Annotated in this window: 18 protein-coding genes and 1 riboswitch; of the genes, 3 read left to right on the top strand and 15 right to left on the bottom strand. The window is 36.9% G+C overall.

Features of this window, described 5'->3' with window-relative positions; translation table 11 throughout:
* Positions 1-380 precede the first annotated feature (380 nt).
* From cysS to folE, 3 genes are all read right to left on the bottom strand, one after another.
* Positions 381-1,847 (bottom strand): cysteine--tRNA ligase, encoded by a 1,467-nt coding sequence (gene cysS / locus ACQ76T_RS16655; protein ID WP_431344385.1) that lies wholly within the window; start codon positions 1,845-1,847, stop codon positions 381-383.
* Between the two features lie 122 nt (positions 1,848-1,969).
* Positions 1,970-2,401, bottom strand: a complete 432-nt coding sequence (locus ACQ76T_RS16650; protein WP_431344384.1) for a DinB family protein — start codon at positions 2,399-2,401, stop codon at positions 1,970-1,972.
* 6 nt (positions 2,402-2,407) lie between these two features.
* Positions 2,408-3,073, bottom strand: coding sequence for a GTP cyclohydrolase I FolE (gene folE / locus ACQ76T_RS16645; protein WP_422694636.1), 666 nt, complete (start codon positions 3,071-3,073; stop codon positions 2,408-2,410).
* Positions 3,074-3,263: 190 nt separating this feature from the next.
* On the opposite strand from folE, the gene ACQ76T_RS16640 reads away from it, so the two are divergent.
* Both ACQ76T_RS16640 and ACQ76T_RS16635 read left to right on the top strand, forming a co-directional pair.
* A complete protein-coding gene (locus ACQ76T_RS16640; protein WP_431344383.1) occupies positions 3,264-4,415 on the top strand; it encodes a hypothetical protein in 1,152 nt (383 codons plus the stop codon).
* A 97-nt stretch (positions 4,416-4,512) separates the two neighbouring features.
* Positions 4,513-5,223 (top strand): hypothetical protein, encoded by a 711-nt coding sequence (locus ACQ76T_RS16635; RefSeq protein ID WP_431344382.1) that lies wholly within the window; start codon positions 4,513-4,515, stop codon positions 5,221-5,223.
* 59 nt (positions 5,224-5,282) lie between these two features.
* Here ACQ76T_RS16635 and ACQ76T_RS16630 read toward each other — a convergent pair whose 3' ends face one another.
* The 8 genes from ACQ76T_RS16630 to ACQ76T_RS16595 all read right to left on the bottom strand — a co-directional run bounded on the left by ACQ76T_RS16630 (position 5,283) and on the right by ACQ76T_RS16595 (position 16,891).
* The gene (locus tag ACQ76T_RS16630; RefSeq protein ID WP_431344381.1) at positions 5,283-7,094 is read right to left on the bottom strand and encodes a hypothetical protein; all 1,812 of its coding nucleotides are present in this window, start codon (positions 7,092-7,094) and stop codon (positions 5,283-5,285) included.
* A gap of 177 nt (positions 7,095-7,271) precedes the next feature.
* Positions 7,272-8,231, bottom strand: a complete 960-nt coding sequence (gene metF, locus ACQ76T_RS16625; protein WP_431344380.1) for a methylenetetrahydrofolate reductase [NAD(P)H] — start codon at positions 8,229-8,231, stop codon at positions 7,272-7,274.
* A gap of 7 nt (positions 8,232-8,238) precedes the next feature.
* Positions 8,239-10,899: a methionine synthase gene (gene metH / locus ACQ76T_RS16620; RefSeq protein ID WP_431344379.1), complete on the bottom strand. Its 2,661-nt coding sequence runs from the start codon at positions 10,897-10,899 to the stop codon at positions 8,239-8,241.
* 5 nt (positions 10,900-10,904) lie between these two features.
* Positions 10,905-11,996, bottom strand: a complete 1,092-nt coding sequence (locus ACQ76T_RS16615; protein ID WP_431344378.1) for a fatty acid desaturase family protein — start codon at positions 11,994-11,996, stop codon at positions 10,905-10,907.
* A gap of 83 nt (positions 11,997-12,079) precedes the next feature.
* Positions 12,080-13,090: a homocysteine S-methyltransferase family protein gene (locus ACQ76T_RS16610; protein ID WP_431344377.1), complete on the bottom strand. Its 1,011-nt coding sequence runs from the start codon at positions 13,088-13,090 to the stop codon at positions 12,080-12,082.
* Positions 13,091-13,127: 37 nt separating this feature from the next.
* Positions 13,128-14,288 carry an O-succinylhomoserine sulfhydrylase gene (locus ACQ76T_RS16605; protein WP_431344376.1) on the bottom strand — a complete coding sequence of 387 codons (1,161 nt, stop codon included), beginning with the start codon at positions 14,286-14,288 and terminating at the stop codon, positions 13,128-13,130.
* A gap of 121 nt (positions 14,289-14,409) precedes the next feature.
* On the bottom strand, positions 14,410-15,948 hold the full coding sequence (locus ACQ76T_RS16600) for an ACT domain-containing protein (RefSeq protein WP_431344375.1): 1,539 nt from the start codon (positions 15,946-15,948) through the stop codon (positions 14,410-14,412).
* A gap of 4 nt (positions 15,949-15,952) precedes the next feature.
* Positions 15,953-16,891, bottom strand: a complete 939-nt coding sequence (locus tag ACQ76T_RS16595) for an alpha/beta fold hydrolase (protein WP_431344374.1) — start codon at positions 16,889-16,891, stop codon at positions 15,953-15,955.
* A 58-nt stretch (positions 16,892-16,949) separates the two neighbouring features.
* A riboswitch (SAM riboswitch) is annotated at positions 16,950-17,057 on the bottom strand.
* Between the two features lie 188 nt (positions 17,058-17,245).
* Between ACQ76T_RS16595 and ACQ76T_RS16590 the strand changes: the two genes are divergently transcribed.
* Positions 17,246-19,864: an MGH1-like glycoside hydrolase domain-containing protein gene (locus ACQ76T_RS16590; protein ID WP_431344373.1), complete on the top strand. Its 2,619-nt coding sequence runs from the start codon at positions 17,246-17,248 to the stop codon at positions 19,862-19,864.
* 75 nt (positions 19,865-19,939) lie between these two features.
* Here the strand turns inward: ACQ76T_RS16590 and ACQ76T_RS16585 are convergent, their stop codons facing one another.
* From ACQ76T_RS16585 to ACQ76T_RS16570, 4 genes are all read right to left on the bottom strand, one after another.
* Positions 19,940-20,359: an OsmC family protein gene (locus ACQ76T_RS16585; RefSeq protein ID WP_431344372.1), complete on the bottom strand. Its 420-nt coding sequence runs from the start codon at positions 20,357-20,359 to the stop codon at positions 19,940-19,942.
* Between the two features lie 27 nt (positions 20,360-20,386).
* Complete coding sequence (locus tag ACQ76T_RS16580) at positions 20,387-21,709, bottom strand: DUF58 domain-containing protein (RefSeq protein WP_431344371.1); 1,323 nt, start codon at positions 21,707-21,709, stop codon at positions 20,387-20,389.
* A 66-nt stretch (positions 21,710-21,775) separates the two neighbouring features.
* Positions 21,776-22,807: an AAA family ATPase gene (locus ACQ76T_RS16575; RefSeq protein WP_431344370.1), complete on the bottom strand. Its 1,032-nt coding sequence runs from the start codon at positions 22,805-22,807 to the stop codon at positions 21,776-21,778.
* A gap of 108 nt (positions 22,808-22,915) precedes the next feature.
* Complete coding sequence (locus ACQ76T_RS16570) at positions 22,916-24,073, bottom strand: hypothetical protein (RefSeq protein WP_431344369.1); 1,158 nt, start codon at positions 24,071-24,073, stop codon at positions 22,916-22,918.
* Positions 24,074-24,083: the final 10 nt, after the last annotated feature.

Below are 24,083 nucleotides of genomic sequence, written 5' to 3'. Positions count from 1 at the left end.
TTGTAGGATTGGGAGATGGGTTTTAGAAGGAATGAGGTATTTTGGCCGTATTTTTTTCTCGACAAGGATTATAGCCCTGATAGGAATGGTTACCCCACAGCTTAGGTAGGTACGTGAATGGGTCTCCGTGTAGGAGAGCGCGGGAGCGAGGAGTAAAAATGGATAGCAGGAAATAGCTACTGAGAATGTTGGAGAGGTGGAATGATTGAGAGTAAGATGGGAAAGCGAAGGGACGAGAGGGTTAAGTGATAGCTTTCTGTATGAAGGATCAGAAATGGAAATCTGATATGTCTTCAAGGGAGGGAATAAAAAAAACATTCCGTAAGAATCCTAACTACAGTGGACTCCTACGGAATGGTTAATAAAACGAAGTTATATTTTTAGTTCAGAACATAAGATGTTCCGTCTCTTCCGTCTTTTAATTCGATACCTTCTGCCAGCAGTTTGTCTCTGATCTGATCTGAAAGTTCGAAATTTTTGGATTTTCTGGCCTGATTTCTCAGTTCGATCAATACTTTTAGAGTTTGATCCAGTTTTTCATTATTATTTTCTTCTACAGTCTGCAATCCCAGCACGTCAAAGATGAAGGCATTCAATGTAGCTTTTAAATCTTCAAGGTCTTCTGCAGAGATTGTTTCCTTACCATCATTTAAAGCAAAGATATATTTTACGGCTTCAAACAGGTGAGCTATCAGAATTGGAGAATTGAAATCATCTGTTAAAGCTTCATATGCTTTATTTTTCCATTCTTTGAGGCTAAATCCGGATTCTTTTGTATCGTCTGGAGTAATATTGTTCAATACTTTTACCGCTTCCATTAGTCTGATAAATCCTTTTTCGCTGGCAATCATGGCATCATTAGAAATATCTAAAACACTTCTGTAATGTGCCTGCAGAAAGCAGAAACGTACAATTGACGGATGGAAAGGCTTTTCAAAGAAATCATTATCCCCTGTTACCAATTGCATCGGAAGAATGTAATTTCCTGTAGACTTGCTCATACGTTGAGAGTTCATCGTCAACATATTGGCGTGCATCCAGTAATTTACCGGAGCTGCATCGTTGCAAGCTTTCCCTTGGGCAATTTCACATTCGTGGTGTGGGAATTTCAAGTCCATCCCTCCCCCATGGATATCAAATGTTTCTCCTAAATATTTCGTACTCATTGCAGTACATTCAAGGTGCCATCCTGGGAAGCCTTCTCCCCAAGGAGAGTTCCATCTCATGATGTGAGCAGGAGAAGCTTTTTTCCACAATGCAAAATCCTGAGGATTCTTTTTCTCGCCCTGTCCGTCAAGATCACGGGTATTGGCAAAAAGTTCTTCTATATTACGTTTCGAAAGCTCACCATAGTTCAGTCCTCTTTTGTTGTATTCTAAAACATCAAAATATACGGAACCGTTACTTTCGTAGGCAAATCCTCTTTCGATGAGCTTTTGAGTCAATTCAATCTGTTCTACAATGTGACCTGTAGCGGTAGGTTCGATGTTTGGAGGAAGCAGATTAAACATATCCAGGACTTTATGAAAATCTACGGTGTACTTCTGTACAATTTCCATAGGTTCCAGTTTTTCAAGTCTGGTTTGTTTTACGAATCTGTCATTATCTACATTTCCGTCATCGGTAAGGTGACCGGCGTCGGTAATATTTCTAACGTATCTCACTTTATACCCTAGATGCATTAAGGTACGATAAATAAAATCGAAAGAAAGGAAAGTTCTTACATTTCCCAAGTGTACATTACTATACACGGTAGGTCCGCAGACGTACATTCCGACATTTCCGTCAAGAATGGGTTTGAAGTTTTCTTTTTCTGCTGTAAGAGAGTTATATATTTTTAATTGCATTTATAGTTAAGTTAAAAGATTTAATGATTAATATTCAAAAATTAGTTAAAAAACAATTCTGTCACAACAAATAATCGTTGTGATGAAAATCTTATGTGAAACTTTTTTAAATTTTATCATAATTAAATCGCTTTTAAATGATGCTGCAGATGATCTACATAATCATTGATCAAAAATTCCAATGTGAAAACCCTCGTTTCTGTTTTGGTGGTATCACAGGTTCTCTGCAAGGCTTCATCAGGAATATTTTCCACAACATGAATAAGCTGATAATTCAGCAATTTCCACAAATCGATAAGATCATTTGTAGGAACATTCTGATAGTTTTGTGCTTTTACCCATTCATTCTGATCATAAACAATATTCTCGTTTTCCTTATATTGAGTCACTACAAATCTACGGATATTCGTAAAAGCACTGTCACAAAGATGACCAATAATTTCTTTTTTGGACCATTTTTCTGATGAAGATTTTTGTGACCATTCTTCTTCAGGAATGTTTTGAAACCTCTGAAGCTCTTTATCAATAATATTCTTAAGAATCTGATAGTTCATCTACTATTAATCTAGTTTTGCATGGCTTCCTACATAATGTAAGAATTCCTGTCTCGTAATAGGGTTTGTTCTGAATATTCCACTCAGTTCTGCAGTAATCGTAGAACTTGCCGTATCTTTTATTCCTCTACAATTGACGCAAAGGTGTTTAGCATCAATGATACAGGCTACATTTTTTGTTCCCAATGCTTCTTTCAAAGCATTTACAATTTGCATCGTTAATCTTTCCTGAACCTGGGGTCTTTTTGCATAATAATCAACAATTCTGTTAATTTTTGAAAGACCGATCACTTCTCCGTTGGAAATATAGGCAACGTGAGCTTTTCCTATGATTGGTAAAAAGTGATGTTCACAAAAAGAATATACAGTGATATCTTTTTCCACCAACATCTGGCGGTATTTGTATTTATTGGAAAAAGTAGATATGCCCGGCTTATTTTCAGGAAGAAGACCTCCGAAAATTTCATTCACATACATTTTGGCAACACGCTTTGGAGAATCTTTTAAAGAATCATCAGTCATATCCAATCCTAGCGTCTCCATGATTTCTCCAAAAAGCTCAGTAATTTTCTCTATTTTTTCCTGTGGCGATTTATCAAAAGCATCTTCCCTTATAGGCGTATGTTCTTTTCCAGTGAAAATATCATCGTCGTTATCAGTAAAATCAACCATTTTTATTTAATTTGCAGCAAAAATACGGATAATATCTGTTCCTCTATTTTTTCCGAAAGTTTTTTATTAATTTTTTGGATCGTCAGGAAGCTCTGTAACTTCTATAGGTATTGAATACTTTGTGAATCATAGAGGTTCCACATGGAATGAAAAACATTATCTTTTATAACCTACTCTGATTAAAAAACCTATGATTATTGTCGAAGAAGTACAAAGCAAAGACCAAAAAAGGGAATTCCTGAAATTTCCAGCACATCTTTATCAACACGACAAAAACTATATCCGGCCATTAGATAAAAATATTGAAGAAGTTTTTAATCCAGAGAAAAACAAATTTTTTAAAAATGGAGATTGCAAAAGGTTTCTGTTCAAAAAAGATCACAAAATCGTTGGTAAAATAGCTGTTTTTGTGAATCGCTGCTATGAGCAGGAGCAACCTACCGGAGGTATTGGTTTTTTTGACTGTATCAACGACCAGGAAACTGCCAATTTTATTTTTGACCACTGTAAAAATTGGCTTCAGGAAAGAGGAATTGAAGCGATGGATGGTCCCATTAATTTTGGAGAAAGAGATAAGTTTTGGGGACTTTTGATTGAAGGATTTATAGAGCCTCTGTTTGGGATGAATTACAACTTTCCTTATTATCGAGAACTTTTTGAAAATTATGGTTTTCAAATCTATTTTGAACAGCTTTGTTTTACGAGACCTATTTTAGCGCCGGTTTCGAGGGTTTTCACGATTGCTTATGAAAAGAATAAGAGAAATCCTGCTATTTCAGCACAACCGATAAAAAAGAATAACCTACCAAAGTTTGCCAGGGATTTTACTGAAGTTTATAACAAAGCATGGGCATCTCATGGAGAAGGGAAACAACTGGAAGAAGCTAAGGTGTTGAAAATGTTCAATACGATGAAGCCTATTATCAATGAACATATCTCCTGGTTTGTTTATGAAAATGAAAAGCCGATTGCTATGTGGATCAATCTTCCAGATCTTAATCAATGGTTTAAATATTTAAACGGAAAATTTGGAGTATGGGAAAAAATGAAATTTTTCTTTCTAAAGTGTTTTAAGAAGAACGAAAAAATGGTAGGTCTTGTGTTTGGTGTGGTTCCGGAATGGCAAAAGAAAGGAATAGATGGATATATGATCTGGGAAGGGACCCAACATTTGAGAAAACATACGGATTTTACGACGACAGAACTTCAATGGATTGGTGATTTCAATCCTAAAATGATTAAAATTGCGGAAACTCTTGATACGACTATAACAAGAAAATTGGCAACGTACCGATATCTATTTGACAGGAACAGAGAATTTGAGAGACATCCATATTTATAATATTCTAAGAAAACTAAACTTTTCGAAAAATTTTAGAATAATATTTGTACTTTTGGAGCTAATTTTTTTTCAAAAAAACTAAAATAAAACCTACAAAATGAAAAAAGTAATTATGGGCGCTTTGCTACTGTCGTTCAGCGCCAGCTATGCACAAAATTATACACCAGGAGGGTATCAATCTAACTTTTCCAGTACCTATTCAGTAAACAGTCTTGGAGGAGATCATGCTGTATTCGGTGTAAAGTCAGAAAACTCAGGAAGAGCATTGAAGTATGATGAGATTATTGGTTCACCTTATTATACTACAGAATTCCAAACTGCTAAAGTGGTTGAAAACTTCGATAAAGTACCGGTAAGATACAACAGTTATAAGGATGAAGTAGAGTTTCAGAAAGAAGGGAAGCCACTAGTTCTTCCAAAAGAGGATACTTATTCCAGAATTGAAATTGCATCTCCTAAAAGTACTTTAGTTCTTGTAAAAACAAACGATGATCTTGATGGATATTTTTTTGAACTTGTAAATGGTAAGAATAAATTATACAAAAAAGTAAAGACTAAATTTAATGATGCTGTACCTGCAGCTAATTCTTATGCATCAGATAAAGCCGCTTTCTTCAAAAACCTAGATCCGGTTTATTATATTCAAACCGCTGAGTATGGTTTCATTAAAAAACCTAAGAAATTAAAAGACATTCTAGATTTTTTCCCTGCTAAAAAAGAAGCTATTGAAACCTATGCTAAATCTAATGACATTAAATTCAACAAAGAAGAAAACCTTGTAAAGCTGGTCTCTTTTTTAAATGAATAAATAATACAAAAATAGCGATACCGTGAGTATCGCTATTTTTTTGCAATAGATAATAAGAATTATCTTAGTCTTTGAATTAAGATTAAACTTCTATAAGATTTTCCTGTACCCGGTGTTTCATTAGAGGATACTACGAAATTATTTGATGCCGGAGATATTGTAAAATCTACGGTTTGAGCCGATCCTGTAATATTGATATAATCATCGAAATAATAAGTACCTGTCTGGTTACTTGTATTTGCCTGGTTGACTAATGAGTATTCATTATTATTTACAATACTCTTTACGAAAATTGAATTGTTTGCACTAGCTGCAGCAAAACTACCAACAAGCCTTACCTGAATTTTGTAAACCCCTGGTTGTAATGTAACTCTATCTGTTGTTCTAACAGGAGAACCCTGTCCTGCAGCTGCCGAAACATTATCTGTAATCACAGCTCCTACAATGGTATTAATAAAGTTGGATGCAGAATTGGGAGCATTCCCCATTTCTGTTGCATCATCATTCGCACTGAATCTAAGACCAACTTCCGAGCCTGAATTGTAAGTAGTAGCATTAAGACCTATTCTTAAAATCTGACCTTCTACTGAAATCGTATTATTTTTATAAATATCTCCATTAGTATCAATCACCAAACCCGAAGAACTGGCTCCATTCGGTAAAGCTGCCAAATTTTCAAACCTTACAGCACTTGATCTGGCATTCACATGTAGTGGCTGTTGTGGTGCCGCAGTACCAACCCCTACCCTATCGTTAGTTGCATCTACGGAAAATGTAGTTCCATCTACGGAGAAGGCATTCACTGCAGAACCGGTAAAAGCAAGCGTATTCGCTCCTTGTGTTACAGTTCTGTTTCCTGTAAGGGTTCCGTTTGCATTATAAATATTGGTAATTGATGCTGGTTTCCATGTTCCAACACCATTAGCGTCTGAGGTGAGCACATAATTGTTGTTTTGATTTCCATCAACAATCTTAATGGCTGCTATAGGTGTAGCGGAAGTTCCTCCTGACTGTACATCAAGCTTTACATCTGGATTCACTGTTCCAATTCCTACATTTCCTGAGGATTTAAGGGTCATTCTGGCTGCATATCCTGTGGCATTTCTTGTAAAAAACTGTAAACCTGCATAATTGTTGGTGATATCTCTGTCGATCCCGGCAATAGAAGCTCCTGAAATTCCTGAAGCACTTGTTCCGGGAATAAATTCCAGCCCTCCAAATTGAGTATTGGTTACATTGGCATTAAATAAAGTAATATTTCTTGCTGAACCTTGACCACAAGGCTGTCCACAATTATCAATACCTGCTGAAAGAGCATCTATTAAATCACCAGACGTAGGTGTCAGTACGGAAAGAATAGATGGAGGAGCAATAGTACCCACTCCTACTCTTCTATTGGCTGCATCTACTGAGAAAGCACTTCCTGCTACTGAAAAAGCATTTACTGCAGTACCAGTGAAAGACAATGTATTGGCCCCTTGTGTCACAGTTCTATTTCCTGTGAGTGTACCATTCGCAGTATAAATATTGGAAGAGACAAATGAGGAATTACTAGGATTGTGAAGCTTAACCCATGCGGTTCCACTGAAATAATAATATCCGACGGCATCAATATTAACCGCAGTACCTGCCTGAGAACCTGTTGCAACATTATTAACATAGATAAGTGTGGAAGTGGGAACGCCCGTCATTACCTGAGCTCTTTGGCGGTCCACTCTTGAGAGTAAGACACCGTCTACATTTGTGGCAGTTCCTGTAGCATTCTTTGCGACAACATCTAAAGTTGCAGTGGGAGAAGAGGTATTAATACCTACCTGAGCATTAACAAAACTGCAAGAAATAAGACCTAGCAGTAATAAAGTATTTTTCATAAAAAGTAGAATTTAATTCTAAAATACATAGAAAAAATAAATCAAAATGTTAATTTTCTGCTTTTAACATTTATGTTTTCTTAATATTTAAGATGAAAAAAGTGGAGTAATTCTCTGTTTTGTGATAAAAAAAAGCCTTGCTATAACAGCAAGGCCAACCTTTCAAGTTTACTTCATTTAGAATAATTCTCCTGCGACTTTTTTTATGTTGTCACTTTTACCCATTGAGTAAAAATGAAGAACGGGCACTCCAAAATCTAAAAGTTCTTTGCATTGTGCAATTGCCCACTCTATTCCAATCTGCTTTACCGCTTCATTATTTTTGGCATTTTCTACTTCATTGATGAGCTCTTCGGGCAAATCTATTTTGAATACCTGTGGTAATAATTTCAAATGCTTCTTTGTAGCAATGGGTTTGATTCCCGGAATAATCGGAACGTTGATTCCTATTTCTCTTGCTTTCTGAACGAATTCAATATACTTTTTATTGTCAAAAAACATTTGGGTAACGATATAATCGGCTCCGGCGTCTACTTTTTGCTTCAACCATTTAAGATCATAGTTCATGGAAGGAGCTTCAATATGTTTTTCCGGATAGCCGGCTACTCCTACACAGAACTTATTCAGTTCATCACAAACCTGTTCATCATTATGAAGGTATTTTCCTCTTCCCAAGTCATTGATTTGGTTCACCAGATCCATTGCGCTGGTATGACCTCCCTGAGTAGGCTCGAAATATTGATGACCTTTCATAGCATCTCCTCTCAAAGCCATTATATTCTCAATTCCAAGGTACATACAGTCTACCAACAGATATTCGGTTTCTTCCTTTGTAAAACCTCCACAAAGTAAGTGCGGTACCGTATCTACGTTATATTTATGCTGAATAGCGGAACAGATTCCCAGAGTTCCCGGACGCATCCTAGTAATACGTCTTTCCATAAGGCCATTTCCTTTATCCAGATAAATATATTCTTCTCTTGAAGTGGTAACATCAATGAATGGCGGTTTGAATTCCATCAACGGATCTATGTTCGCGTATAGGTCTTCAATACCGATTCCTTTCTGTGGTGGGACTACTTCTAAAGAGAATAAAGTTTTCCCATTTGCGTTTTTAATGTGTTCTGTTATCTTCATGTTAATTTTAATCTGCTAAATTGGGTGACAGCCATTTTCTGGCTTCCTGGATGCTACAACCTCTTCGTGCAGCATAATCTTTAAGCTGGTCTTCTGTAATTTTACCTAACCCAAAATATTTGGCATGCGGGCTTCCAAAATAATACCCGGAAACAGAAGCCGTAGGAAACATGGCCAAGCTTTCTGTAAGGAAAACGCCTGTATTTTCTTCTACTTTTAAAAGATCCCATATGGTTTTCTTTTCAAGGTGGTCTGGGCAAGCCGGGTAGCCTGGTGCAGGGCGAATTCCTTTGTATTTTTCTGCAATCAGTTCATCATTGCTGAGTTCTTCTTGTGTGGCATATCCCCAATATTCGGTTCTTACTTTTTTATGTAAAAATTCGGCGTAAGCTTCAGCAAAACGGTCGGCAAGCGCTTTTACCATGATGGAGTTGTAATCGTCATGGGCTTTTTCGTATTCTGCGGACAATTCGTCGGTTCCAAAGCCTGTTGTTACACAGAAAGCTCCCATGTAATCGGTTTTTCCAGAACTTTGAGGGGCAATGAAATCGCTTAATGCTAAATAATCTTTCCCTTTTGATCGCTGGGCCTGTTGTCTTAATGTGAGAAATTTTGCCTGTTCTTCATGATCTTCATTCAGAATTAAAATATCATCAGTGTCGTTGGAATTGGCTTTAAAAATTCCGAAGATGGCTTTTGCCGTTAATAGTTTTTCATCCAGAATTCTTTTCAGGATAACCTGAGCATCTTTGAAAAGTTCTTTAGCCTGAACGCCAACAACCTCATCTTCCAAAATATTCGGATACTTGCCATGGAGATCCCAGCTTCTGAAAAACGGCGACCAGTCGATAAAAGGAACCAGTTCATTGAGGTCTTGGTTTTCAATAAGTTTTATACCTAAGTTGTTCGGTGTAAAAATGTCTTCGTTTTCCCAGTCAATTTTAAATTTATTTTCTCTGGCTTCTTCAATAGAGACATAGTCTTTATCAACTTGTCTGTTCAGGAATTTTTCTCTGAAATCGGAATAGTCATTTTTTAAATCCGAAACATATTCTTTATTTCTGTCTCCCAGCAATGAACTTACTACATTTACAGCTCTTGAGGCATCGTTAACGTGAACGACTGCATTTTTATATTTTAAATCTATTTTTACCGCAGTATGTGCTTTGGAAGTGGTGGCACCACCGATGAGCAAAGGGAAGTCCAGATTCTGTCTTTCCAATTCTGAAGCGATATATACCATTTCATCTAAACTTGGTGTGATAAGACCGCTCAACCCAATAACGTCTACTTTTTCGGCAATCGCTGTCTGAATAATTTTTTCCGCTGGAACCATTACTCCAAGATCTACAATTTCATAATTGTTGCAGCCTAGCACAACGCTCACAATATTCTTTCCGATATCATGAACGTCACCTTTTACGGTAGCCATCAGTATCTTTCCATTAGCTGGTCGTGAGCCGTCTTTTTCTGCTTCAATAAAAGGCTGTAAGTACGCCACTGCTTTTTTCATTACTCTTGCAGATTTTACCACTTGCGGTAAAAACATTTTTCCACTCCCGAATAAATCGCCTACAACACCCATCCCGGTCATCAGATTAATTTCGATAACGTGGAGTGGCCTTGCTGCCTGTTGCCTTGCTTCTTCTACATCTTCTTCAATAAAACGGTCTATACCTTTCACCAAAGCGTAGGTGATTCTTTCCTGTAACGGATTGTTTCGCCATTCCAGGTCTTCGGTTTTTTCTTTTTTTACAGATTTATGTTTCTCAGAATAATCGAGAAGTCTTTCTGTAGCATCTTCTCTTTTATCAAGAATGACGTCTTCTACCAGCTCCAGCAATTCTTTGTTGATCTCATCATACACTTCAAGCATGGCTGGGTTTACAATACCAATGTTCATTCCTGCCTGAATGGCATGATAAAGGAATACTGAGTGCATAGCTTCTCTTACCGTATCATTTCCTCGGAAAGAAAAAGAGACATTACTTACTCCACCACTTACGGAGGTATAAGGGAGGTTTTGTCGTACCCATCTGGTGGCTTCAATAAAATCGATGGCATTTCTTCTGTGCTCATCCATTCCTGTTGCAACCGGAAAAATATTTAAATCGAAAATGATATCTTCTGCAGGAAAACCAATCTGGTTGACCAAAATATCATAGGATCGTTTTGAAATTTCTATTCTTCTTTCAAGATTATCTGCCTGCCCTACCTCATCAAATGCCATTACAATAACAGCCGCTCCATATCTCTTGATGGCTTTGGCATGTTTGATAAACTCCTCTTCACCTTCTTTTAAGCTGATGGAATTCACCACACATTTTCCCTGAGCCACCTGCAGACCTGCTTCAAGAATTTCCCATTTGGAGGAATCTACCATGATGGGAATTCGGGCAATATCCGGTTCGGAAGCAATTAGGTTCAGAAATTTGATCATGGATGCTTTCCCATCTATCAATCCGTCATCGAAATTAACATCCAAAATCTGAGCACCGCCTTCTACCTGATGGCGGGCAATATCTAATGCTTCAGAAAATTTCTCTTCTTTAATAAGCCTTAAAAATTTTTTGGACCCGGCAACATTGGTTCTTTCACCAACGTTGATGAAATTACTTTCGGGCGTTATGATAAGAGGCTCAAGGCCTGATAATCTTAAATACTTCATCTATTTTATTCTTCTAAAATATAGTAGGCATTATTTGCGTTCTGCCTCAATAAATCTCTATGTTTACCTAAAGCGGTAAGCAATGGAAATCTTTTGTATGCCAAGCCATGTTCTATGGCAAATTTTTCGATCTCTTCTGTGATCTCGCTATAATACATATAGCTATAATTCGGAAACAGATGATGAGCAACATGGAAATTGAAGTTTCCCAACACGTTTCTCACCCACCAATTGTTTTCTTTCAGATCATTGGTGACTTCCAACTGATGGCGAAGCCAACTGAACGGAAGTCCATTTTCTTTATTCAGCTTCGGAAAAGCATTATCAGGAAGCGGATGCAAAGGCAATAAAACAAAGAGTGCAAAGATGCTTGCTGATATCACCTGTAAAAACCATGCTCCTAATGCCAACCCTATTGATACTTTAAAGAACACAATTGGAATTACAATCTGATAAAAAAAGTAAAACAGCTTATAGCTTATCATTTTTACCTTTTCTCTCAAGGGTATTTTTCCCTGAGTCTTCAAAATCACTCTTTCCGTATCAAAGAAATCTCTAAAATCTCTTATAAACATCCAATTGAACAAATACAAAGGATATACTAAAAAGAAAAACCTATGCTGATATTTCTGAATTCCTTTTGCTTTGATCCACGGGACTATCAATAGTAACCCGCTTTGTTCGATATCGGTATCCCATCCATCCACATTGGGATACGCATGATGGCTTGCGATATGTCTTTTCTTCCAGATATAGGAATTGGCTCCTACAAAATCAAAAATGTGTAAAACCAGCTCATTGAGTTTTCTGCTTTTATAAATATTGTTATGAGCTGCTTCATGGATTAGGTTTAAATAAATCAAAACCAGAAATATTCCCATTGAAACAAAACTCAGAATATATACCCCATGTTTTTCAGCATTAAAAACGGCAACGAAATACAAACCTACATAGATCAATGGCAGAAGAACAGCTTTGATCTGAATGTAGATATCCCTATTCTCGGGAATGGCTTCTACACGTTGATTCACTTTCTTTCTCAATTCATTAAACAATCTGGTATCCTCTGAATCTTTTAAATAAATCGGCTTTTCCATTACATTTAACTTTGTGGTTTACATAAAGTTAACATTTATATTTCAGCCTACATTCTTGATTTTAATTAAAAAAATCTATCAAATCACACAAATTCTCTCAATTTCCTTGGAGGATATTTCTCTACCAGATCAGCAATCGCTTTGATGTGCTCCGGAGTCGTTCCGCAACATCCACCAATGATGTTGATCAGTCCTTTCTCTACATATTCTTTAATCTGTCTTGCCATATCTTCCGGTGTTTCGTCGTATTTTCCAAAAGCATTAGGTAAGCCGGCATTCGGATAAGCGGAAACATAGAATTCTGAATTATGAGCCAGCGTTTCCAGATAAGGAGTCAGCTGATCTGCTCCCAAAGCACAATTGAAACCTACGCTTAATAAGTTAAGGTGCGAAACTGAAATCATAAAAGCTTCTGCTGTTTGCCCGCTTAATGTTCTTCCTGAAGCATCTGTAATGGTTCCTGAAACCATGATCGGGATTTTTATTCCTCTTTCTTCCTGCAATTCATCAATAGCAAATAAAGCTGCTTTTGCATTCAGGGTATCGAAGATGGTTTCTACCAAAAGGATATCTGAGCCTCCATCGAGCAATGCTTCACACTGTTGTTTGTAAGCAACTCTCAGTTCTTCAAAAGTGATGGCTCTGTAACCAGGGTCATTTACGTCCGGGCTTAAACTTGCTGTTCTGTTGGTTGGGCCGATAGATCCCGCTACAAATCTTGGTTTTTCCGGGTTCTTCGCTGTGTATTCGTCACAGGCTTTTCTGGCAATTTTTGCAGACTCATAGTTCAGATCGTATACCAAATCTTCCATATGATAATCTGCCATCGCGATTGTTGTTCCAGAAAATGTATTGGTTTCGATGATATCGGCACCTGCTTCCAGATATTTTTTGTGAACTTCTTCAATCGCCTGCGGCTGCGTCAGAGAAAGCAGATCATTATTTCCTTTTACAGGATGTTCCCAGTCTTTGAAACGTTCTCCGCGGTAATCTTCTTCCTCGAATTTATATCTCTGGAGCATGGTTCCCATTGCGCCATCAAGAATTAAAATTCTCTCTGTTAAGGCTTTGTATAATGCTTCTGAATTTTTCATTTCTTATCTATTTTGGCTAAAGCCGTTGGATATTGAGTTAGTCTAAAGCCTGCTTTAAGTCTGCAATGATATCTTCTACATTCTCCAATCCTACTGAGCAGCGTACCAAACCTGCAGTAATCCCGACTTCATTTCTTTCTTCATCTGACAGTTTGGAGTGTGTAGTGGATGCTGGATGTGTAACGATCGTTCTTGTATCACCCAGGTTAGCAGACAATGAACACATCTGTATCTTGTCTAAGAAGTTTCTTCCTCCTTCTATTCCTCCTTTTATTTCAAATGCTACTATATTTCCACCGAGCTTCATTTGTTTTTTGGCGATTTCATAGCTTGGATGTGATTTCAGGAATGGATATTTTACCAATTCTACGTTAGGATGGTTTTCTAAAAATTCGGCTACCTTCAATGCATTTTCACAGTGTTTTTCTACACGAATGGCCAATGTTTCAAGGCTTTTTGATAATACCCAGGCATTAAAAGGAGATAATGCAGGTCCTGTATTTCTTGCGAAAAGATAAATTTCTCTGATCAGGTCTTCTTTTCCTACTGCAATTCCTCCCAGTACTCTTCCTTGTCCGTCAATCAGTTTCGTGGCAGAATGTACAACAATATCTGCACCATATTTAATGGGCTGTTGCAGGTAAGGTGTCGCAAAACAATTATCTACAATAAAAAGAAGATTATGCTTTTTGGCAATTTGTCCGAAAAATTCCAGATCCAGAATTTCAATAGCAGGATTGGTAGGAGTTTCCAGATATAAGATCTTAGTATTAGGTTGAATGTATTGTTCTACATTGGCAGAGTCTTCTGCTTTGAAGTAAGATGTTTCGATATTCCATTTTGGGAAATATTTGGTAAACAGGGTATGTGTAGATCCAAAAACAGATTGGCAGCTTACGATATGATCTCCGGCATTCAGTAATGCTGCAAATGTGGAATAGATGGCTGCCATTCCGGTTGCAAATGCATATCCTGCTTCTGCGCCTTCCATTTTAGCAATTTTATCTGTAAACTCTGTTACATTCGGGTTAGAGAAACGGCTGTAGAGATTTTTAGGTTTTTCTTCTGCAAAACTGGCTCTCATATCTTCCGCATCCTGAAAAATAAAGCTTGAGGTAAGATATAACGGTGTAGAATGTTCGTCAAACTGAGTTCTTTCAGTTTGGGTTCTTATTGCTGATGTTTCAAAATTTTCCATATAGTTTTAATTTTAATAATGTACAATGTATCTCAGGGCTGTTATTTTTATACTTCGCTCAATACAACCTTTGGCATTATTATCTTCATCATTGATACATTGTACATGTTATCTGTATACATTATTTTGTTTCACTTACTCTTAAAATATCTCCGAATACTCCTCTTGCTGTTACCAGGGCCCCGGCTCCTGCTCCCATAATTACAATTGGATTTTCACCGTAACTTTCTGTATAAATTTCAAAAATTGAATCTGAACCTTTTAACTGTCCTAAGGCTGAAGTTGCTGGAACGGAAATCAATTTTACATCCAAATCCCCTTTATCTTTTTGAAGATCCCCGTGCAGATCGCCTACATATCTTAGTACATGACCTGGCTCCTGATTCTCTTTTATTTTCTGGTATTCTTCATCCAGTTCTTCCAGTCTTGTCAGAAATTCTGATTTTGAAACTTCAAGTAAACTTTCAGGAACAAGGTTCTGGATATTGATATCACTAAACTCATTGATTAAGTCCAGCTCTCTGGCCAGAATCAATAACTTTCTTGCCACATCATTCCCGGATAAGTCTTCTCTTGGGTCTGGTTCTGTATATCCTTTTTCCAAAGCTTCGTTGATGATGGTTGAGAATTTGTCATCTCTTAAAGAAAAATTGTTGAAAACATAGCTTAATGTTCCTGAGAAAACACCTTTAATTCTGGTGATATTTTCTCCAGAAAGGTGTAGTAATTTGATGGTATCAATTAGAGGAAGGCCTGCTCCTACATTGGTTTCATACAGATATCTTCTGTTATTTTTATTCAAAGTATATCTTAGCTTACGATATTCTTCAATAGGAAGGGTATTAAAAATCTTGTTGGAAGAAACCAGATCAAAACCGTTTTCAGCCAAAGCATGGTAGTTATGAACAAAATCTTTACTTGCCGTGTTATCTACAACGATCAAATTTTCCAATTGATTTTCGTTGGAGAAATTGATCAGTTCCTGAACATTCGATGGATGTTCTGCCGTTACAACTTCCTCAGTCCAATTACCGTCAAATCCTTTTTTGTTAAATGCTATTTTTTTAGAATTGGCAACTGCCACCACTTTAAGATCTATATTCTTACGTCTTTTGATCTCATCTGAAGATTCTAACACCTGATTGATCAATGTTTTCCCTACGTTTCCATGACCTATAATAGCAAGATGAACGGTTTTGGGTTTTTTGAAAATTTCGGATTCTATGATATTCTTGGTCTTTTCGTCCTGAGAAGAAGTCACTACAATATTGACCCTATTCTCTCCTGCGATCTGATTTAAAAGCAAAGGAAATACATTATTTCTCGCCAGCTCTGCAAGGACTTTATTAAAATCTTCTGATACAAAACCTAGTACAGAAACATTATTGATGCTATAAATTTGGGAAACTTTCCCTGATTTTCTTTCTGCTTCAAACTCATCAATAAGACAGGCTACTGCTTTTTCTGCATCATTTTCGTGAACCAATATTGAGATTCCGTTTTCTACAGCCTGCTGAGAGATTACTCCTACACTGATTCGTGCCAAAGTGAGTGCTTTAAAGATTCTTCCATCAATTCCGATTTCTCCTAGAAAATCTTCGCCTTCAAATTTGATGATTGATCTGTTCTTTAAAAATTTTATTTCATTAACCTTTTTCATTACTTTATAAAATGTTTTTTATGATATTATTTAATTGTTGATATTCCATTAGGAAGGCATCATGCCCGTGTATAGATTGGATCTCGTGATAAGAGGCTTCCTTATTTTTCTCTTTCAATTTCTCGAAGCACATTCGGATTTCAGAAGCAGGAAAAAACAGGTCTGTATCTACGGAGATCATGTGCATTCGTGCTTCTATTCTCTCTAAGGCTGATTCATCAGCGTTGATATTCATCAGTAAATGATTCATCAATTGATATGCTTTCAAACTAAATCTTTCGTTTAAAGCATTACCGTGATATATTAACCAGTCTTCTGATTCTAAGCGCTGTTTGTCCTGATTGTATGTATTCTGAAATCTGCTGTTGAGCGATTGTGGAGTTCTGTAGCACAACATAGCATGAATTCTTGCTTTCTGTAGAGGTTCATCTTTATCATTTAATAAAAATTTCTGAACCATACACTGTGCATGAAGCCAGTCGTGTGTTCTGTAGTCACAAGCTATCGGGATAAATATTTCTGCAAGCTTAGGTTGCTTGGCAAGCATTTCCCAGGCAATTCCTCCTCCCAGAGAGCCTCCAATAATGGCATATAAGTTTTTGATATGTAAAGCTTCTAATCCTTTCAGAAATATATTGGCTATATCTGAAGGGGTAAAGCTTTCATAGTCTTCAATTAAAAAAGTATCATAACCGTTTCCGGGTATATTGAAACAAAGAACGGTATATTGCTCCGTATCTACGACCTGATCTTTACCTACCAAATTTTTCCACCAGCCTTGTTCTCCGGATACTGTTGAATTTCCGGTAAGTGCATGGTTGATAAGAATAATAGGAGCTGTAAACAGGTCTTTCCCGAAAAGCTCATAGCTTAACAAGATATTGCATTCCTTTTGGGAATTGGTTTGATACGAAAGATTAATATAGTTTAGTTCTGTTTTCAATTCTATTATTTTAATACAATTGAAAATGCCACAGGAAATGGCTGAAAAGAACTTCAGTAAGTTATCTGTCCAAAATCACTTTGGTAGAACGTAGCACCTTCTCTGCATGCGCAAAGGGTTGCTAAGGTTTCATAGGGTCTAATCCCTCAACCTTTCTTGATAACATTTTCAATATTTGAATGAACGAATGGTGCAAAGGTAGCTCTTTTCTTTTAATTTCAAAAAAAAAATAATTTAATATTTTAAAAAGCCTTTAAACACAAGTATTTCAGGGCTATATTAATAATTATTCAGATGAAAGGAATTGGAATTATTTTTCAAAAAAACTAACTTCGTGTGGAAAAATGTTGAGATATGACTGCCGAAAAGGATAGATTACAAGATACCAAATGGAAAAACTGGGGACCTTATGTAAGCAACCGGCAATGGGGTAACGTACGGGAAGATTACAGTAGAGACGGGAATGCCTGGAACTTCACCAACCACAATAATGCGGAGAGCTATGCCTACCGCTGGGGAGAAGAAGGTATTGCCGGAATATCGGATGTAAAGCAGCTGTTTTGCTTTGCATTTTCATTCTGGAACAAGAAAGATAAGATCGTAAAGGAGCGTTTCTTTGGTTTGAGCAATCCACAGGGAAATCATGGGGAAGATATTAAAGAAATTTTTTATTATCTGGACAACACTCCTACCCACAGCTATATGAAGATGGTGTATAAATATCCCATCAATGCGTTTCCTTATGATGATCTCGTTACAGAAAACGGAAGACGTGGCAAAAAAGATCCGGAGTATGAAATCTTTGATACAGGGATCTTTGACAATGATGAATATTTCGATATTTTTATTGAATACTGTAAAGCCGATCACAACGATATCCTCGCCAGAATCACGGTGTGTAACCGCAGTCAGCATAATGCTCCGATTGTTGTAATACCTACAGCCTGGTTCCGAAATAACTGGAAATGGGGATACAATACTTATAAAGGAGAACTGAACGCTTATTCTCATGACGGAAGCATTAATATTGCACATGACAGTGTTTCTATCAAGAAATTATACTCGAGAAACGTCAATGCACAACGTGTTTTCTGTGATAATGAGACCAATACTTCTAAACTGTATGGGAATCCTTTGCCTGAAAATCATTATTTCAAAGATGGGATCAATGATTTTCTTATTCATCAGACCAATACAGTAAATCCTGAACAAAAAGGAAGTAAAGCTTCTTTTCTGATTGATGAAATGATTGGACCAGGACAATCCAAGGTTTTTGAATTCAGATTATGTCCCAATGAAACAGATGCTCCTTTTTCCGGATTTGATGAAATTTTCAATAATAGAAAAACTGAAGCTGAAGATTTTTACAACGAAATTCAATACGATACAACCAATGAAGATGAAAGAAATGTACAAAGACAAGCCTTCGCTGGACTTCTCTGGAACAAACAGTTTTATCATTACAATATCGGAAAATGGCTAAAAGGCGATCCCAATTTTGAAGCTCCAAGAAACTTTAATGAATATGTAAGAAATACAGAATGGAACCATCTTCACAATAAAGATATCATTTCCATGCCTGATAAATGGGAATATCCATGGTATGCAACGTGGGATCTGGCTTTCCACTGTGTTCCTTTCTCCATTATTGATGCCGAATTTGCCAAAGGCCAACTTCTGTTGCTCACAAAAGAATGGTACATGCATCCTAACGGTCAGCTTCCCGCCTATGAATGGAATATGAGCGATGTGAATCCTCCTGTACACGCATGGTCTTGCTTCCGTGTTTTTAAAATTGATGAAAAAGCCAACGGTAAACCCGATTTACTGTTTCTTGAAAAAGTTTTTCAGAAACTACTGCTCAATTTCACATGGTGGGTGAACCGAAAGGATAAAAACGGGAAAAATATCTTTGGTGGAGGTTTCCTTGGTCTGGATAATATTGGTGCTTTTGACCGGAATATGGAACTCAAAGACGGTCAGCATCTTGAACAGGCTGACGGTACAAGCTGGATGGCAATGTACGCCTTAAATATGATGCGTATTGCCATGGAACTGGCTCAGTATTACCAAGTATATGAAGATATGGCAATCAAGTTTTTTGAACATTATCTCTATATCGCAGAAGCCATGGAAAATCTGGGTGAAGGCACCAAAGGTTTATGGAACGAGGAAGATGGATTCTTTTATGATGTTCTTCAGCTTGGAAATGGCGACAGTGTTTCTTTAAAACTAAGAAGTATTGTCGGTCTGATTCCTCTGTTTGCTGTGGAAATTGTAGATCATCGTTTATTGGAAAAGATGCCTAATTTCAAAACAAGAATGGAATGGATCTTAAAAAACAAACCTGAGCTTACCAAACTTGTTTCTCACTGGGATGAGGAAGGCCAGGGGAGAAAACATCTGATGAGTATTCTCCGCAAAAACAGATTAACAAAAGTTCTGACAAGAATGCTTGATGAAAAAGAGTTTTTAAGTACATACGGAATCCGCGCGATGTCTAAAGTATATGAAGAAAATCCTTTTGTATTCTCTGTTCATGGGACAGAAAATATGGTTTACTATACTCCCGCAGAAAGTGACAGCAGGATGTTTGGCGGAAACAGCAACTGGCGAGGCCCAATTTGGTTCCCTATCAACTTTCTGATTGTAGAAAGCTTACAGCGTTTCCATTTTTATTACGGAAACAGCCTGAAGGTAGAGCTGCCAACCGGAAGTGGTGATAAAAGAAATCTTGACGAAGTAGCACAAAATATCAGTAAAAGACTTTGTTCTATTTTCTTAAAGGATGAACAAGGGCAAAGAGCTTTCAATGGTGGTAATGCAAAATTTAATTATGATGAACATTTTAGAGATTATATTACCTTCTTTGAATATTTTCATGGAGATAACGGCCGGGGTGTGGGAGCTTCTCACCAAACGGGATGGACAGCTACTGTAGCCAAACTGATAAAGCCGAGACTTACCTTCTAAAGTAATCAGTACTAGGTAATGAGCAATAAAAAAGCCGGATGTTTCATCCGGCTTTCTATATTTTTAAATAAGAGATTAAATTTTTTCTCCGTTCACATATACTTCGTACCCGATTTCTACATTCGGTTCTAACGTTTTTGATACGGAACAGTATTTCTCAAAAGAAAGCTCTGCAGCCTTTAATGCTTTTTTAGGATCAATTTCTCCCTCCAAAAGAAACTTAACCTTAATAGATTTGAAAGGTTTCGCATCATCTACCTGAACTCTCTCTCCTTCTACTTCTGCCTGAAAACTTGTAATATCCTGACGTTGCTTTTTTAAAATAGAAACCACGTCTATTCCGCTACATCCGGCTACTGCCATCAGAACACTTTCCATGGGAGACACTCCTTTTGCTCCCGGCTGGGAAGTATTGTCCAAAAGGATAGAATTTCCCTGGGAGTTTGTACATTCAAATAAAAAGTCGTCGTTGATTCTGTTGAGTGTTATTTTCATTGTCTGTTGCTTGTTGCGTATACAAAGTTATAAAATTCCTCTTGCTTTTATCTCCAAATATTTATTGATAACATCGATATTCAAGTTTTCCGGAAGGGTATAGACTGTATAAATTCCATATTTTCGAAGTTCCTGAATGATCAGCTTCTTTTCAAATTCAAATTTTTCTGCAACGATCTCATCATATATTCCCTGCATATTATCCGGATTTTTGTTGATGAGTGTCTGAAGCTCCGAGTTTTTGAAAAATACCACGACCAGCAAATGGTTTTTGGCAATTCCGCGGAGATATTTCAGCTGGCGGTTGAGTCCGTCCAATGTTTCAAAATTGGTAAAAAGGAGAATTAAACTTCTTTGATTGATGGAATATTTTACGTCCTGGTATAAACGGTTGAAATCACTTTCAAAAAAATCCGTCTTAATATTGTAAAGGGCTTCGGATATCTTTTTAAGCTGTCCGGATTTATTTTCAGCAGCGATTTTATTTTCAGCTTTTTTGGAAAAAGTCATCATTCCCGCACGGTCTCCTTTTCTAAGAATAATATGGGAGAGTGCCATTGCAGCATTAATGGAGTAATCTAAAAGGCTTAATCCGTTGAAAGGCATTTTCATGGTTCTTCCTTTATCAATCAACATAAAAATACGTTGTGATCTTTCGTCCTGAAACTGGTTAACCATCAAACGGTTGGCTTTGGAAGTTGCTTTCCAGTTGATGGTTCTGATATCATCTCCCGGAACATATTCTTTGATCTGTTCAAATTCCATCGTATGTCCCAGTTTTCTGATTCTTTTGATTCCGCCCATCAAAAACTCACTTTGCAAAGCCATAAGCTCGTATTTTCTGAGATGAATAAAGGATGGATAAGAAGCCAAGGCAGCATCTTTCTGAAACGTAAATCGTTTGGAAACAAACCCTAAAGGTGAAGAAACATAGATATTTAATCCTCCGAAATGGTATTCTCCTCTTTCCTTAGGTTCTAATGTGTACTGAAAGAAGGTATTCGCTCCTGAAGCAATTTCCTTGATGATCATAAAATCTCTCTTCTGAAACTGAAAAGGAATTTCATCAATGATTTTTGCAGTGATCTTAAAGCTGTAATTATTTTTAATATCAATTTTCACAAAGTTCTCATCACCGTTCGATAACTTTTCCGGCAATATTCTCTGAGCCTGCAGTGCATTTTTCTGATTAAAAAGCAACAGAAAATCTACCATTGCCGCCAGAAAGCAGATCAACAGAAGAATATGAGCCATCCACATAAGGACCGGAAAGAAAAATGCCAGGACATACAGAGCCCCCACTGCAATGAGTGTGAAGAAGAAGCGTGTATTGATGTATAGGTTTTTCATTGGGTTAGGGATTAGGATTTAGAATAAAGGGATAGGGATTATGTCCTAAACTCATTTATCTGCTACCTATCTAGGGATTTCTATTCCTTCTAAAATCTGACGGATGATTTCATCCGCGGTAAGTCCTTCCATTTCTCGCTCAGGAGAAACAATGACCCTATGTCTCAAGACGGCATAACTCGCTTCCTTAATGTCTTCAGGAGTTACAAAATCTCTTCCTCTTAGCGCCGCAAAAGCTTTGGATGCAGTAAGAAGCGCCAGTGAAGCTCTTGGGGAAGCCCCTAAATATAAGAACTGATTTTCTCTGGTATTGATGATAATCTTAGCGATATATTCCATCAGTTGTGATTCCACAATGATTTCTTTCACCAAATTTTGATAATTTTTCAGCTGCGCAGCAGTAATTACTCGGTTAATTCCTTCTGTTTTATCTTCTTTTTTGCTCTCGTGCTGATTTTTAATAATTGCTATTTCCTGTTCAAGGTTAGGATATCCTACGTTGATCTTGAATAGGAAACGGTCCAGCTGAGCTTCCGGAAGTCTATACGTACCTTCATGCTCAATGGGGTTCTGTGTAGCAACAACAAGGAAGGGTTCTTCCATAATGTAACGGGTACCATCCATTGTAATCTGTCTTTCCTCCATTACTTCAAACAAAGCAGACTGTGTTTTTGCCGGCGACCTGTTGATCTCATCAATCAATATAAAATTAGAAAAAATGGGTCCTTTTTTAAATTCGAATTCGGAGTTTTTCACACTGAAAACAGATGTTCCTAAAATATCTGACGGCATAAGATCCGGTGTAAACTGAATTCTGCTAAAGCCCACATCAATTGTTTTTGCCAATAGTTTTGCCGTAATGGTCTTAGCAACTCCCGGAACTCCTTCAATCAGAACATGTCCGTTTGAGAGCAATGCTGCCAAAAGATGGTCTATCATATTTTCCTGGCCAACAATTACTTTACCAATTTCAGCTTTTACTTTGTCCAGACTTGTACGAAGTTCAATCATATCTATTCTGGACTGAAATTGACCTTCGTTTTTATTAAGATTAATAGAACTTTGATCTTCTATGTTTGGATTATCTGTGTTTTCCATAGTATTTATTTTAAAATCTAACAGTATAGCCTTAACATAATGAGCTTATCATTAAAACTTTATTATACTCATGCCCTACTGTTATATTGATAATGGGTCTTTATTTTTTTAATTTAATATTTCATCAAGCAGACTATTGATCTTCGCAAGGTCTTCTTTCATAACACTTGCATAAGGGTCCTGCCCTTTTTTGATCAGCTGTATTGCTTCATTAATCATTTCTATTGGTTTCCCGGTTTTAAGCTGCAGTTTTTTTGCAAATTCTTCATCTAAGTTCTGAGTGTCGATCAGCAGATCCATTCTCACTTTATTCAGGAAATATTGCGCTTTTTTGGCCATCATATCATGAAAGTCACCCTCCTGAAGATAAAGATTTCCTATGCTTTTCACAAAATCCAGGGAAGTATTTCGCAGAGGTTCTATTACGGGAACGACTCTCTGTTTTCTTTTAGCATTGAAGAAAATAAACAGGACAAGTCCTCCTAAAAGTATCCACCAGGCATATTTTAAGGCGGGTTTAGAGAGTATAAACCTCATAAAGAAACTTGAAGGTTTATCATTGCTTTCCACAAACCAAAGTGTTTCTCTGTCTTTAAGGTAAGAGAATACATCCTGTGTATATCTGCTATTCCCCGGTTTCAGAAGATAATAATTGGTCAGAAAAAGAGGTTCGGTATGTACATAAATATTTCCTTTTCCCAATTTAATTTTAATAAAGTTGGCCTGATCTGTATTTTTATTTTCTACCGTTTTTCCCAATACTTCCACACCGGGTTTGATGAATGAAAAACCTCTTCCGGAAGGAAATTTATCTAATTTAATAAAATCGTTCTGGTATTTCTTATCTGTAAGTTTCAAAACATTTTCTTCCTCAAAAGAAATTTCGGAATCATAATATCCTATACTGTCTGAAACTTCTTTAGGAACGCGGCTTACCATCAGCATGGCATCCGAACCTTTGGCTATCTGGTCGAGAATTCTCTTCCAGGATTCGCCATCAATCTCGTGTTCTATAACGACAATATTATGAGGTTCTTTTGAATTTTTACTGTAATAATCGTAAGGAGTCCGGTCTATTTTCTTCAGATTATTTTTAAAAAGGTTTTTCGCTTCATTATCGAACACAAACAGACCAAAAGGAGATTTTTCATGAATATCAAAATTCTTCTGCCAGTTCAAGGTCTCTTTTTTGTTAACTTCAAGCAACGCCAAAATAATCATCACAACGACGAAAATTACAGCGTATATTTTGAAATTCTTATTCATGGTTTGTTTT

It is taken from the genome of Chryseobacterium sp. JK1, assembly GCF_050632815.1.
Classification (GTDB): domain Bacteria; phylum Bacteroidota; class Bacteroidia; order Flavobacteriales; family Weeksellaceae; genus Chryseobacterium.
Note: the sequence above shows the minus strand (reverse complement) of the source record. Positions and strands in the feature narration are given on the sequence as shown.

Bases quoted from the DNA above. Each gene is read 5' to 3' on its own strand.
- ACQ76T_RS16575 (WP_431344370.1), bottom strand. From the start codon at position 22,807: ATGGAAAACACAGATAATCCAAACATAGAAGATCAAAGTTCTATTAAT.
- ACQ76T_RS16590 (WP_431344373.1), top strand. From the start codon at position 17,246: ATGACTGCCGAAAAGGATAGATTACAAGATACCAAATGGAAAAACTGG.
- ACQ76T_RS16580 (WP_431344371.1), bottom strand. From the start codon at position 21,709: ATGAAAAACCTATACATCAATACACGCTTCTTCTTCACACTCATTGCA.
- ACQ76T_RS16600 (WP_431344375.1), bottom strand. From the start codon at position 15,948: ATGAAAAAGGTTAATGAAATAAAATTTTTAAAGAACAGATCAATCATC.
- ACQ76T_RS16610 (WP_431344377.1), bottom strand. From the start codon at position 13,090: ATGAAAAATTCAGAAGCATTATACAAAGCCTTAACAGAGAGAATTTTA.
- metH (WP_431344379.1), bottom strand. From the start codon at position 10,899: ATGAAGTATTTAAGATTATCAGGCCTTGAGCCTCTTATCATAACGCCC.
- ACQ76T_RS16585 (WP_431344372.1), bottom strand. From the start codon at position 20,359: ATGAAAATAACACTCAACAGAATCAACGACGACTTTTTATTTGAATGT.
- metF (WP_431344380.1), bottom strand. From the start codon at position 8,231: ATGAAGATAACAGAACACATTAAAAACGCAAATGGGAAAACTTTATTC.
- ACQ76T_RS16605 (WP_431344376.1), bottom strand. From the start codon at position 14,288: ATGGAAAATTTTGAAACATCAGCAATAAGAACCCAAACTGAAAGAACT.
- ACQ76T_RS16630 (WP_431344381.1), bottom strand. From the start codon at position 7,094: ATGAAAAATACTTTATTACTGCTAGGTCTTATTTCTTGCAGTTTTGTT.
- folE (WP_422694636.1), bottom strand. From the start codon at position 3,073: ATGGTTGATTTTACTGATAACGACGATGATATTTTCACTGGAAAAGAA.
- ACQ76T_RS16635 (WP_431344382.1), top strand. From the start codon at position 4,513: ATGAAAAAAGTAATTATGGGCGCTTTGCTACTGTCGTTCAGCGCCAGC.
- ACQ76T_RS16640 (WP_431344383.1), top strand. From the start codon at position 3,264: ATGATTATTGTCGAAGAAGTACAAAGCAAAGACCAAAAAAGGGAATTC.
- ACQ76T_RS16650 (WP_431344384.1), bottom strand. From the start codon at position 2,401: ATGAACTATCAGATTCTTAAGAATATTATTGATAAAGAGCTTCAGAGG.
- ACQ76T_RS16570 (WP_431344369.1), bottom strand. From the start codon at position 24,073: ATGAATAAGAATTTCAAAATATACGCTGTAATTTTCGTCGTTGTGATG.
- ACQ76T_RS16615 (WP_431344378.1), bottom strand. From the start codon at position 11,996: ATGGAAAAGCCGATTTATTTAAAAGATTCAGAGGATACCAGATTGTTT.
- cysS (WP_431344385.1), bottom strand. From the start codon at position 1,847: ATGCAATTAAAAATATATAACTCTCTTACAGCAGAAAAAGAAAACTTC.